The organism is Brevundimonas sp. DS20, assembly GCF_001310255.1.
In the GTDB taxonomy this organism is placed as follows: domain Bacteria; phylum Pseudomonadota; class Alphaproteobacteria; order Caulobacterales; family Caulobacteraceae; genus Brevundimonas; species Brevundimonas aurantiaca.
The window spans coordinates 1,972,486-1,983,766 of sequence record NZ_CP012897.1 but is presented as its reverse complement, the minus strand read 5'-3'; the positions used below and the strand labels follow the sequence as shown (position 1 = coordinate 1,983,766).

At 68.0% G+C, this 11,281-nt stretch carries 13 protein-coding genes; 6 read left to right on the top strand and 7 right to left on the bottom strand.

Annotated elements, in window-relative coordinates; all coding sequences use genetic code 11:
* Positions 1–62: 62 nt before the first annotated feature.
* Positions 63–785 carry a hypothetical protein gene (locus JL11_RS09655; RefSeq protein WP_231681251.1) on the bottom strand — a complete coding sequence of 241 codons (723 nt, stop codon included), beginning with the start codon at positions 783–785 and terminating at the stop codon, positions 63–65.
* Between the two features lie 38 nt (positions 786–823).
* Positions 824–1,588 (bottom strand): class II aldolase/adducin family protein, encoded by a 765-nt coding sequence (locus tag JL11_RS09650; protein ID WP_054765488.1) that lies wholly within the window; start codon positions 1,586–1,588, stop codon positions 824–826.
* 187 nt (positions 1,589–1,775) lie between these two features.
* Between JL11_RS09650 and JL11_RS09645 the strand changes: the two genes are divergently transcribed.
* The 3 genes from JL11_RS09645 (at position 1,776) to JL11_RS09635 (ending at position 4,253) form a co-directional block, all read left to right on the top strand.
* Complete coding sequence (locus tag JL11_RS09645) at positions 1,776–2,900, top strand: DUF2336 domain-containing protein (RefSeq protein WP_231681249.1); 1,125 nt, start codon at positions 1,776–1,778, stop codon at positions 2,898–2,900.
* A 32-nt stretch (positions 2,901–2,932) separates the two neighbouring features.
* Complete coding sequence (locus tag JL11_RS09640) at positions 2,933–3,712, top strand: NAD kinase (RefSeq protein WP_054765486.1); 780 nt, start codon at positions 2,933–2,935, stop codon at positions 3,710–3,712.
* Positions 3,713–3,776: 64 nt separating this feature from the next.
* Positions 3,777–4,253 (top strand): hypothetical protein, encoded by a 477-nt coding sequence (locus JL11_RS09635; RefSeq protein ID WP_054765485.1) that lies wholly within the window; start codon positions 3,777–3,779, stop codon positions 4,251–4,253.
* Between the two features lie 46 nt (positions 4,254–4,299).
* Here the strand turns inward: JL11_RS09635 and JL11_RS09630 are convergent, their stop codons facing one another.
* Entirely contained in the window at positions 4,300–5,442 is a 1,143-nt protein-coding gene (locus JL11_RS09630; protein WP_054765484.1) for a DUF2336 domain-containing protein, read from the bottom strand.
* A gap of 110 nt (positions 5,443–5,552) precedes the next feature.
* On the bottom strand, positions 5,553–6,350 hold the full coding sequence (locus tag JL11_RS09625) for a transglycosylase SLT domain-containing protein (RefSeq protein WP_054766910.1): 798 nt from the start codon (positions 6,348–6,350) through the stop codon (positions 5,553–5,555).
* 180 nt (positions 6,351–6,530) lie between these two features.
* Here JL11_RS09625 and JL11_RS09620 point away from each other — a divergent pair, with 180 nt between their 5' ends.
* Positions 6,531–7,265, top strand: coding sequence for a TonB family protein (locus JL11_RS09620; protein ID WP_054765483.1), 735 nt, complete (start codon positions 6,531–6,533; stop codon positions 7,263–7,265).
* Here the strand turns inward: JL11_RS09620 and JL11_RS09615 are convergent.
* Positions 7,262–8,296, bottom strand: a complete 1,035-nt coding sequence (locus tag JL11_RS09615; protein WP_082382667.1) for an NAD(P)/FAD-dependent oxidoreductase — start codon at positions 8,294–8,296, stop codon at positions 7,262–7,264. The genes JL11_RS09620 and JL11_RS09615 overlap by 4 nt on opposite strands.
* Before the next feature lie 163 nt (positions 8,297–8,459).
* Between JL11_RS09615 and JL11_RS09610 the strand changes: the two genes are divergently transcribed.
* Positions 8,460–9,386 (top strand): ABC transporter ATP-binding protein, encoded by a 927-nt coding sequence (locus tag JL11_RS09610; protein ID WP_054765481.1) that lies wholly within the window; start codon positions 8,460–8,462, stop codon positions 9,384–9,386.
* On the top strand, positions 9,376–10,233 hold the full coding sequence (locus JL11_RS09605; RefSeq protein WP_054765480.1) for a hypothetical protein: 858 nt from the start codon (positions 9,376–9,378) through the stop codon (positions 10,231–10,233). The genes JL11_RS09610 and JL11_RS09605 overlap by 11 nt, the downstream gene beginning before the upstream one ends.
* A gap of 32 nt (positions 10,234–10,265) precedes the next feature.
* Here JL11_RS09605 and JL11_RS09600 read toward each other — a convergent pair whose 3' ends face one another.
* Entirely contained in the window at positions 10,266–10,724 is a 459-nt protein-coding gene (locus JL11_RS09600) for a GNAT family N-acetyltransferase (RefSeq protein WP_054765479.1), read from the bottom strand.
* A 94-nt stretch (positions 10,725–10,818) separates the two neighbouring features.
* Positions 10,819–11,238: a 50S ribosomal protein L17 gene (rplQ, locus tag JL11_RS09595; protein ID WP_054765478.1), complete on the bottom strand. Its 420-nt coding sequence runs from the start codon at positions 11,236–11,238 to the stop codon at positions 10,819–10,821.
* Positions 11,239–11,281 lie beyond the last annotated feature (43 nt).

The following is an 11,281-nucleotide window of genomic DNA, read 5'->3' as shown; positions in this document are numbered from 1 at the left end:
CGGGCGCGCAACCTTACCTATCCGTAACGTGACTTACGGCGAATTCCGTCGCGCGGTTTTCGTCAAAACCTGCGCCAGATCGCCACAACCGGTCCATGAACCACGGCCGCCTCGCGCCCCGTGACAGTCTGGCGCCAGCCCGCCTGAAGGCTCCAGTCGCCAATATCCCTGACGAGGGAACCTTCGAGCGACAGCCAGCGCGCGCCGCCGTCCGCCGCGCCTGCGAAGGCTTGGCCCAGGATCAGCCATCGTGCGTCGAACCGCGCCCCGATGGTGGCGTCGATCCGGGTCTCATTGGGCAGATCGTCGCGGAGGCGACGCGCGACCTGAAGTTCGACGAAGGACTGGTCCATCCCCCATCGCCCGCCCATTTCGCCCAGGGACCGCGCCGCCGACACCCGCGCCTCCCAATCATGTTCGCCGACTCCCGGCGCCGCATAGCCCGCATTGCGCCCCTCCCCCGCCCAGGCGTAGCCGCCGTAGACGGAGACGGCGCCGCCGTCGTCTCGCCAAACCTGCCAAGAAGCGCCGATTTCCACCGGGCCGCGCCCCTGATAATCGACGAAGGCGTCTTCTCCGTCCTGCCAATCCGCCTTCAACCGAATCGCCAGGGCGTCGCCTACTCCATATTCGGCGAACAGGCCGAGGGCCGCATCACGGCGCTGGGCCGGCAGGGGAACCTCCTCACCCGAAGGATCGAAGCCCGTATCGCCCCGCTGGTTTTCATATTTGATGATCGCCTGCCCCTGGCCCCTCGGCGGGTTCCAGGCCCCCGCCTGCGCCAAGGCAGGCCAGGCGAGCGCCAGACCCGCCGCCGCTGCGGTCAGGCGTCGTAGCCGGGCGACTTGCGATCCAGCTGCCGCAGCGCCCCCGGCCAGGCCAGGGCGGCGACGAAGCCGATCCCCCGGCCCTGCGCCTTGGTCTCCGCCTGGGCCTGATCGGGCGCGATCAAGACCTGATCCGGCCCCGCCGACAGGGCGGCAACCTGCTGGGCGCAGGCTCTTTCCAGGAAGAAGATGCCGATCCATGCCTGAGCCGCCGTTTCCCCGACCGCAAGCGTGCCGTGATTTCTCAACAGCATCAGCGGCTTGTCCCCCAGATCGGCGACCAGACGTTCGCGCTCGTCATGGTTCAGAGCCAGCCCCTCATATCCATGATACGCAACCTGATGCTGTAGTAAACAGGCGTTCTGGCTGATCGGCAACAAACCGCCTTGCTGAGCCGCCACCCCGACCCCGTTCACCGTGTGGAGATGGATCACGAACTTTGCGTCTTCCCGCGCCGCATGGACTGCGGAATGGATGGTGAAGCCCGCCGGATTGATGAAGTCGGTGGTGTCCTGAACGATGTTGCCGTCCAGATCGACCTTCACCAGGGATGAGGCGGTGATCTCGTCGAAATAGTAGCCGTAGGGATTGATCAGGAAATGATGCTCCGCCCCCGGAACGCGCGCCGAAATGTGGGTGAAGATCATGTCGTCCCAACCGTGGAGGGCGACCAGCCGATAGAGGGCGGCCAACTCCACCCGGGTGCGCCATTCCGCCTCGGAGACGCGGGATTTCAGACTGAGGACGGCGTCGTCGGCCATGGGGGTCTCCTATCCTAGGGCGGGCCTCTGACGGGCCTTGCCCAACCGTCCCTCCGCAGCCTGCGTCCGTCAAGTCGAGCCCGAACGACACGCGCATTAACCGCCGCACTTCAGATTTCATTAACCGCGTCTTCATGACCAGGCGTCACAGTTGCAAGCGGTACCTTCCCGCGTCGGAGCCGCCGCCTTGTCCGCTGTCGCCCAGCTCAGATCGCCGTCGCCCGCGCGCGAACCCGCTTTGGATTTGATCGACCTGGCGCGCAGCAAGGCGCCGGACGACCGCCGGCGACTATTGCTGGGCGTGGTCGCCCTGTGCGAAGCCGCGCCGCCGGACACCGCCCTGGCGCCCGCGCTGGCGGAAATCTTCCTGGCCCTGGCCGCCCAGGCCGAGCGGGATATTCGCCGCCTGCTGTCCGAACGCCTCGCCGCAGCGGACTGGGCCCCGCCGGCCCTGATCAACATGCTGGCGCTGGACGAGATCGAGATCGCCGCCCCTGTGATCGCCGCCAGCCCCCTGTTGCAGGACGCGGACCTGATCCGGATCCTGCTGGAGACCACGCTGGAGCATCAGATCGCCGTGGCGCGGCGGCCGCACCTGTCTCATGGGGTCGTAGAGGCGATCGTGGATCAGGCCGATCCCGTGACCATGACGGCCCTGGCGTCGAACCGGACCGCCGACATCAGCGATGCGGCCATGCGTCGTCTGATCGAACATTCCCGCCGTATCGCCGGTCTTCGCGCGCCCCTGACCCGTCACCCCCGCCTGAACGCAGATCTCGCCCATGATCTGTACCAATGGGTCGGACAGGCCCTGCGGCAGTCCATCGGCGAGCGGTTCAAGATCGACGACGCCCGCCTGAACGCGGCGGTGCGGGAGGCGGCGGCCAAGGCGGTGCATTCCCCCACTTGGCGGCCGTTGCAACCCACCGGCCGCAACGCCGATCGCGAGCGGCAAGAGATGGAAAAACGTCTGGTCGACAAGCTTCAGGCGGCCGGGCAACTTCGGCCCGGCATATTGATCCGAGCCTTGCGCGAACAGCGTCTGAGCCTGTTCGAACAGGCCCTGGTGCAACTGGGAGGATTCACGCCGGCTCAGGTGCGCTCCGCCATCCACTCGTCTACTGCGGAGCCGCTTTATCTGGCCTGCACCGCAGTCGGACTGGATCGAGCGGTCTTCGCCAATGTGCTGTCGGAAGTCCGCAAACTGACCGACGGACGGCCCGGCGGGGGCGCATGGAGCGCGACGCCGATGAACAGCCGTTCGGCCGCCCGCGCCTTTCGCCAGATCATGGAGCGCACCGCGATCGTTTGACTTCGCGGTCAAGCTAGGGCTCTCGTTCGGCCGTGACCCAGATCCCGCCCGCTCCCGCCCTGGCCTTCGCCGCCAGCGACCGTCCAGAGGCCCAGGCCGCGCGTCAGGCTCTGATCGCCCGCTACGGCGCCGTGCCGCAAGAACAGGCGGACGTCATCGTCGCCTTGGGCGGCGACGGCCAGATGCTGGAGACCCTGCACGGCAATCTGCGCCGCCGGACGCCCGTCTACGGCATGAACCGGGGCTCGGTCGGCTTTCTGATGAACGACTATGATGAGGACGATCTGATCGCCCGAATCGTCGCCGCCGAACGCACGGTCATCCATCCGCTGCAGATGGACGCCTGGACCGAGGCGGGCGAGGTGCATACGGGCCTGGCCATCAATGAGGTGTCCCTGCTGCGTCAGACGCGACAGAGCGCCAAGCTGAAGATCACGGTGGACGGCAAGGTTCGGTTGGAAGAGCTGTCCTGCGACGGCTGTCTGGTGGCGACGCCGGCCGGATCGACCGCCTATAATCTGTCCGCCCACGGGCCGATCATTCCGCTGGACGCGCGCATCCTGGCGCTGACGCCGATCAGCGCCTTCCGGCCCCGGCGTTGGCGGGGCGCTCTTTTGTCCCACGAGGCTCGGGTGCGCTTCGACGTGCTGGAACCGGACAAGAGGCCCGTTTCGGCCACGGCCGACAATTTCGAGGTTCGGCGCGTCGCCAGCGTCGAGGTGCGCGAGCGGCGCGACGTCGCCCTGACCATGTTGTTCGACGCCGGTCGATCCTTCGACGAACGGGTGATGACGGAACAGTTCACCAACTGACCCCCCCTACACGGCTTCTTAAGAGCGGCCCGTTAGGGTTCGCGTAAATTTCTGGGAGCCCGTCATGAGCGATCCTTCGCACGTCATTCGTCCGCCCAACGCCCTCCGCATGAAGGTCGGCGGCGGTTTCGGCATCAACGCCGACGCCGTTGCGCGAGCCGAAGAAGCCCTGAAGGCCATGGCGGCTCAGTTCGATCAGTGGCTGAAGGACGAGATCGTCAAGCTGGACGCCGCCCAGGGCCGAATTCGCGAAGAGGGCTATACGCCCGAGACGGCCGAAAACCTCTATTTCCGCGCCCACGACCTGAAGGGTTTGGGCACGACCTATGAATATCCGCTGGTCACGCGCATCGCCGGGTCGCTGTGCAAGCTGCTGGACGACGCCGGCAAGCGGATGCAGGCGCCGATGACGCTTCTGGACGCCCATGTCGACGCCATCCGCGCCGTGGTGCGCGACCAGATCAAGACAGACGAACATCCTGTGGGCCGCACCCTGGCCGAGACCTTGGAAGCCAAGGTCGCCGAATACCGCGCGGCCTGAATCGAGTGGGGCCTGAACCGAGTGGGCCTGAGCCGGCCGCCCCTGGTCAGGCGGCGCTGGCGGCCGCCGCCGACCCGCGGCTCTGGGGCTGGTCCAACCTTTCCATGAGATAGGCCAGATCCTCACGCAGCACGTTCGGTCGCTGCGTCAGGAAACGCTCCAGCATGCGCTGGCGGAACAGGTCGCTGGAGGTGTCCGCCCCTTCGGCGGACAGGGCCCGCCAGGTGTCCACCCCGGCGCGGAACGCCTGAAACAGGCGCGGCGGCAGACCGGCCCGGTCGTAGATCGCCTTCAAGCCCAGGGGGCCCGCGTCATGGATCATCAGCCAGGCGCGCTGGTGCGGCGTATTGGCCAGTTCGGCCAGGCCATGTTCGAACATCGCCATTTGGCCGCGCGCCAGGGCGCGCAGCAGCAGAGACGCATTCAACGACTTGCGAAGGTTCAACTGGGCCATGAAGGCGCCGATGTCCGCGCTGGAGGCCGCCTGATCGACCAGATCGACGGTCGCCCGTTCGCGCGCATACTGGGCCAGACGGATCGCCGTCTCGGGCGCCACCGCATGCCGGGCGACCAGATGCTCCCGCACCGTCTCGCTGGCCAGGGCGATCAGCCGCTCGGTCACATGCAGCGGCAGAACCTGGCGATAGGCCACAGCCGTAACCACCTCGGGCGAGGCGGCGAACCGGTCCACGATCACGCCCAGGGCCTGTTCCGACAGATCGGCGTTGTCATTGGCCGCCAGCATTCGCACGGCCTGTTCGCAACCGACGTCCGCCAGCACGCCGGCCACGTCGCGCGACACGCGCGGCCGACCCGCGACCGCGACCTGACGGACCGCCGAACCGGCGCGGACGATCTCGATCAGATCCTCGTCGCTGAAGACCGGAGAGGCGCTGATCACCGGCAGGGCGATGCTGTCAACATCGGCCGCCAGCCGACGCGCCACGTCGATCGGAAGCAGATCCGACGCCTTCAAGGTCACAGCCATGGCCCGCCGGACCAGTTCGGCTGCATCATTGGCCAGGAGGCGCAGAATCTTCTGGGCGGCTTCGCGGTCCCGTTCGTCCAGATCGGCGCGATCCATGCTGCGGCACAGCTTATAGGCCGCCTCCGCCCGGTCGTCGTCCTCCGTCGCCTTGATCAGGCGCTGGATATCCGTCTCGGTCAGTCGGGCGCGATAGGCGGTCATGGATGGCTCGTTCGGGAATCGGGCGTCCCCGATACGATCATCCTGCCATGCTTAACGCCCAGTTTACCATCGGGGCGTTTCGGCAGAATTTCCGCCCGCGCAAAACCTGTTTAGGCGCCCTGGGCGTCGTCCGGCGAGAAGGCGCCGCCGAAGCCGCCGCCGGCCGATCCGTCCTGCCCCAGCAACAGGGCCAAGAGCCCCTGATCCTGCTTCAAGCGATCCAGGCGGGCCGCCAGCATCTGGTCCCGGTCGCTGAGTTCCGGCGCCACGGGCCGCTCATCGCCGACGCCCGCCGCCGGCGCCCCGGTCCCGGCCGTGCGTTGCAGATTGGCGTAGACCTCGGCCACGGTGGCCGGCCGCCCGTCCTTGTAGAAGATGCTGCGGTTGGCGCGGGCCGCTTCGGGAAACAGGGCCGCCGCGCTGCCGCCCGGGTTGCGGTCCATGGCCGTCATCAGACTGGCCGCACCCGCCGGTCCCAGAAAATGGGCCGCATAGAGGTCGCCCGCGCCGGGCTCCTTGCCGGTGCGGCCCCGCAGATAGGCGGCGTTCGACGCCGTCAGCTCCGCCGCCATGGTCGAGGCCGCATGCGGATCGAACCGCAGGTCCAGAACCACATTGCGGGCCGAACCCTCGACCCGCCAGCGCCCGTCGGCGCCGCGGTGGATCAGATCGGCGTACTGGCCGTACCCATGCTGGGCGCCGTGCTGTTTGACGGTGGCCAACCAGGTCTGTTCGATGAATTGGAAGAGACCGGCCGCCGATGAGGTCGGCGCCTTGGCCGAAGGATTGAGCGCGCTCTCGCGTCGGGCGGTCTTGACCAGGAAGTCGTAATCGACGCCAACCGCCTGAGACGCGCGCTGAATCGCCGCCTCAACGCCGCCCGAAGATGGAATCGCCCGGATGCCCATAACAGGCGGAGCCTCGTCGAACATGGTTAACCAACCCTTAATCGTTAAGGCCGGCTTTAACCGTAAGGTCAAGCTTTCGACCTTCGTCGGCCACTGAATTACCGCCGCAATCCCGCCACAACCTGGGCGCTCACTTTCGGTTACGGGCGCTGCGGGGGCGGTGAACGAGGGAGTGTCGATATGATGATCCGCGCCGCCGGAGGCCCCGGCGCCGTCAACCCCATCGACTATGGGGAACGCAAGAAACCGATGCCGCGCTGGATGCCGGCCGCCATCGGGGTTTCGATCCTGGTCCATGTCGGCATAGGCGTGGCGCTCTACACCCAGCGGTTCGAATTGAAGCCGGAGCCGGTGATCGACGAACTGCCGCATGTGACCGTCAGCCTGGCGCCGCCGGAGCGCAAGCCTGAGCCAGAACCGGTCCAGAAGGTCGCAGCGCCGCCGACGCCCCTCCACCCGCCCCGCAACCCTGCGCCGGCCGATGTCGAGACCGTGGCCTTGACCCCGCCCGAGCCGTCGGCGGTCACGGCTTCACCGGGCCTGCCTGTCATCAGCACGGCGCCCAGCGGGGTCGAGGGCGGAACCGCGACGGTCGAAACCCCCGTCCGCGCCGTCTCCGTCATCAACAACCCCAGTTGGGCCAGCCGTCCCTCGTCCGCCCAGATGGCGCGGGCCTATCCCAGCCGGGCCGCCGAAGACGGCGTTTCGGGCGCGGCCACCCTGTCCTGCCTGGTTCGCATCGACGGCGGCCTGACCGCCTGCCGCGTCGCCGGCGAGACTCCGAACGGCCAAGGCTTCGGTCGGGCGGCTCTCAGCCTGACGCGCGCCTTCCGGATGAACCCTCGCACGGTCGACGGCCGTCCGGTGGATGGGGCGACGGTGAACTTCACCGTCCGCTTCGCAATGGAGGACTAGGTTTCGGCCTGAAATCGCCGAGGATCGAGGGCGTGGGCGTAGGCTTGCGGCGTTCGCCCCTCGATCGCATCGGCGACGACGGCCCCCACCATCGGCCCCAGCAGCCAGCCGTTTCGGCGGGGGGCCAGGGCCAAAAACAGGGCCCTGCCGTCCGGCGCAGGGCCCGCCATCGGCAGGCCGTCTGCCGAAGCGCCTCGCACCCCGACACGCCAGTCGATGTCCAGCGGCCCAGGCGTCCGACCCAGAACGCGCCAGGCGGCCTGGCTCAGCCTTTCGCCCATGGTCCAGTCCGGCGCGGCGTCGCGACGCCCCGGCTCCATCGTCGCGCCGATCACAGTTCCGCCGGCCATCGGCGCCACATAGGCGCCGGGACCGCGCACCACATGATCCGCCAGAGTCTCGCCGGTCACGCCGATCTGGCCGCGAATGGGCTGAACGCCGTCGATCAGCCGCCGTGTCGCCTCCGGGGCCCCCTCTATCGCCGCCTCGACCCCCGTCGCCAGCACGACTGCGGCGGCGTGCAGGCTGCGACGGCCCAGTTCGATCGACCAGCCGTCGGCCGTCTCAACCAGCGCCGAGACGCGGTCCTGCACCACAGCGCCGCCTTCAGCCTGCGCCACCGCCTGGGCCAAGGCGCCCAAGGCCTGGCCGGGGTCGATCTGATAATCCTCATCCGTGATCAGCCGGTCGCCGGTCCGACGCGCCTCAAAACCCAGGGCTTCGAATCGCGCCGCTAGGTCGGCGACGTCCCCGCCGCGCCATTCAGCCGGTCGGCGCGCCAAGGCGACGCCAGCCGCCTTGGCGAAGTCGGGCCACAGGTCGCGTCCGGCGCGGAACAGGGCCGCCGTCTCGGGCGTAACGTCGTCCAGGACAGATTCCATCGCCGGCGCCACCATGCCGGCCGCCACGCTCGACGCATTCGCACCACCCGGGTCGATGACCGTCACCGCATGCCCCCGCCGGGTCAGGCTGAAGGCGGTGCTCAGGCCCAGCACGCCGGCGCCCACGATCACTATGGCAGGGGATGACATCACGCGCCCCAGATCGGCCCAGGCCGCTCAGAATGCAAGCCGCCGCCCTTGGACCTTTGGTCCTAGCCGTGCGCCGGCGCCCCGCCGAACCATTGCCTAATCTTAATGGACGACAGCCGCACGACGCCTTGTGGGAACGCCGTTCTCGCGCCAAGCTCATCCTATGCAAACCGTCATCGAGATCCGCGGCCTGACCAAGACCTATGGGACGGTGAAGGCCTTGGACGGCCTGACCCTGTCGATCCCGCGGGGCGGCGTCTACGGCATCCTCGGCCCCAACGGCGCCGGCAAGTCGACGCTGTTTCGCACCCTGCTCGGCCTGATCCGCCCGACTGCGGGCGAGGCGACGGTCATGGGCGGCCGGATCGGCGATCCGGCGGCGACGCGGCGGATGGGCTCGATGATCGAGACGCCGCGCTTCCCTCCCTTCATGACGGCGCGTCAGGTCCTGGTCTGGCTGGGCTACGCCCACGGCGGCGTCGCGTCTTCGGATATCGAGGCCTGGCTGAAGCGAGTGGGCTTGGCCGAGGCGGCGGATCGACGGGTGCGCGGCTTCTCGGTCGGCATGCTGCAACGCCTGGGCGTCGCCGCCGCCCTGATGACCAAGCCGGACCTGGTCATTCTTGACGAACCGACCAGCGGCATGGACCCGCCCGGCATCCAGGAGATGCGCGCCCTGATCCGCAGCCTGGCCGACGACGACGGCGTGACCGTCATCCTGGCCAGCCACCAGCTTCAGGAGGTCCAGCGCGTCTGCGACCGCGTCGCCATCTTCAACAAGGGCAAGGTGATCACCGAAGGCCGGGTTTCGGACCTGACGGCCTCAGGCGAACGTCTGCGCCTTTCGGCCACCCCGCTCGCCAAGGCCATGGGGGTGCTGGGCGACAAGGCGACGCTGGACGGCGACGCCCTGGTCGCCGCCCTGACCCGCGCCGAGACGCCGGCGGCCATCCGCGCCCTGGTCGAGGCCGGGGTCGATATCGAAGAGGCCCGCTGGATCGGCGCCGACCTGGAAGACGTCTTCATGAGCGAAACCGGCTGGACCGGCGTACAGGGCGCGCCCGACAAGGGGACCGATCATGCTGGTTGATGCGCTGAAATCCGAGGCCTATCGCGTCTCGCGGAACCGGACGACGCTCTTCTTCAGCATCCTGCTGACGCCGCTGCTGTTCGTCTTCGGCGGGCTGGCCTACCAGATCATGACCAAGGCCAAGGGCGACGCACTGGCTGCCAAGGCCAATCTGCCCGCGACCTTGGGCAATCAGCCCGTCAATCTGGCCGAGGCCTTCGGCTTTGCGGCCGGCAACGGCGCCAACGGCGTGTTGCTGGTCTTCATGTTGCTGGCGGCGGCGGCGGTCTACGCCGGCGACTACCGCTGGGAGACCTGGCGACTGATCAGCGCTCGCAACGGCCGACCCTGGCTGATCCTGGGCAAGATCGGGGTGATGAAAGTCTTGGCCATGATCGCCATGCTGGCCATGCTGATCGCCGCCTTCATCTTCTTCGTCACACAGGCCCTGGTGGCCGGACGGCCGATGAGCTTCGACCTGTCCGACTTCGACCTGGTTCAGTTCCTTCTGACCTGGCTTCTGTCCTACATCCGGATCGTTCAATACGGCCTCATCGCCCTACTGGCGGCGGTCGTCAGCCGGTCCCTGCTGGCGACCCTGTTCGCCCCCTGGGCCCTGGGTTTCGCCCAGACCATCCTCGGGGGACCGCTGCTGCCCATTCTCGGCTGGGAGCCGAGTGACTGGGCCGCGCAATTGATGCTGCCCGGCTTGGCCTATGACACTTTGAAAGCCGCCCTCGCTCCCGGCCCCATGCCCTTGCCCGAGGGCGTGGTCATGAAGGCGGTGGTCAGCCTGGTCCTGTGGTGCGTCGCGCCGGTCGCAGCCTCTATCGCCTGGTTCCAGCGTCAGGATCTGTCGAAGGAATAGGCGGAGGCGGGCTGAAGCCCCCCTGACAGCCGTTAGAGCCGCTTCTCCATGAAGACGTCGGCGCGGGCGTAGGGGGTCGGGCGGGGCGGCAGGTGGACGAAGCCGAAGCTCTCGTACAGGGCGATGGCCGGCTTCAGGGCGCTGTTGGTCTCGAGATACAGCAGGGTCGCGCCCTCGGCCCGGGCCGCCGCCTCGCAGGCCTCCAGCAGACGCCGCGCCAAGCCCAAGCCGCGCGCGGCGGGCGTCACCGTCATCTTCGACACCTCGAACCCGTCGGGCATACGGATCAGGGCGCAGCAGCCGACCGCCTCCCCGTCCCGCTCGGCGATGAAGATCCGCCCTCCGCCGGCGATGAACACCCCGTGCGGATCGTCGATGGAGCGCCGATCCTTGGCCTCGACGGCGAAACCGCCCTCGGCCAGCCAGGCCTCGTTCAAGCGGGCCCAGGCGGCGGCGTGGTCGGGGCGGAATTGGACGATGGCGACGGACATGGCCGCCTCTTGCCCGATCGCCGCTCAAAGCAAAAGGGCGGCCGGATCGCTCCGGCCGCCCTTTCGGTGTTCAGTCGCGTCAGAGACGAAAGGCTTAAGCCTCGTCGTCGCCTTCGTAGGCCAGGACCGGACCGGAGTCCTTGCCCTTGGCTTCGACGTCGCGATCGACGAACTCGATCACGGCCATCGGGGCGTTGTCGCCGTGGCGGAAACCGGCCTTCATGATCCGAATATAGCCGCCGTTGCGTTCGGCGTAGCGCGGGCCGATCGTTTCGAACAGCTTGCCGACCTGCGGCACGTCGCGGACCTGGCTGATGGCCTGACGACGCGCGTGCAGGTCGCCCTTCTTGGCCAGGGTGACCAGCTTCTCGACGAAGGGACGCAGTTCCTTCGCCTTGGGCAGGGTCGTGGTGATTTGCTCGTGCTTGATCAGCGAGGCGGCCATGTTGGCGAACATGGCGGTGCGGTGGCTGGTCGTGCGACCGAGTTTACGATGGGCGGCGCCGTGGCGCATCAGGGTCTCTCCTACTCCGAACCCGGTATCTCCTGGGGAGACC

What these genes read in the sequence shown, in the direction of transcription:
- JL11_RS09625 (WP_054766910.1), bottom strand. Translation starts at nt 6,350, where the DNA reads ATGGGCATCCGGGCGATTCCATCTTCGGGCGGCGTTGAGGCGGCGATT.
- JL11_RS09615 (WP_082382667.1), bottom strand. Translation starts at nt 8,296, where the DNA reads ATGTCATCCCCTGCCATAGTGATCGTGGGCGCCGGCGTGCTGGGCCTG.
- JL11_RS09650 (WP_054765488.1), bottom strand. Translation starts at nt 1,588, where the DNA reads ATGGCCGACGACGCCGTCCTCAGTCTGAAATCCCGCGTCTCCGAGGCG.
- JL11_RS09620 (WP_054765483.1), top strand. Translation starts at nt 6,531, where the DNA reads ATGATGATCCGCGCCGCCGGAGGCCCCGGCGCCGTCAACCCCATCGAC.
- JL11_RS09610 (WP_054765481.1), top strand. Translation starts at nt 8,460, where the DNA reads ATGCAAACCGTCATCGAGATCCGCGGCCTGACCAAGACCTATGGGACG.
- JL11_RS09630 (WP_054765484.1), bottom strand. Translation starts at nt 5,442, where the DNA reads ATGACCGCCTATCGCGCCCGACTGACCGAGACGGATATCCAGCGCCTG.
- JL11_RS09600 (WP_054765479.1), bottom strand. Translation starts at nt 10,724, where the DNA reads ATGTCCGTCGCCATCGTCCAATTCCGCCCCGACCACGCCGCCGCCTGG.
- JL11_RS09635 (WP_054765485.1), top strand. Translation starts at nt 3,777, where the DNA reads ATGAGCGATCCTTCGCACGTCATTCGTCCGCCCAACGCCCTCCGCATG.
- JL11_RS09605 (WP_054765480.1), top strand. Translation starts at nt 9,376, where the DNA reads ATGCTGGTTGATGCGCTGAAATCCGAGGCCTATCGCGTCTCGCGGAAC.
- rplQ (WP_054765478.1), bottom strand. Translation starts at nt 11,238, where the DNA reads ATGCGCCACGGCGCCGCCCATCGTAAACTCGGTCGCACGACCAGCCAC.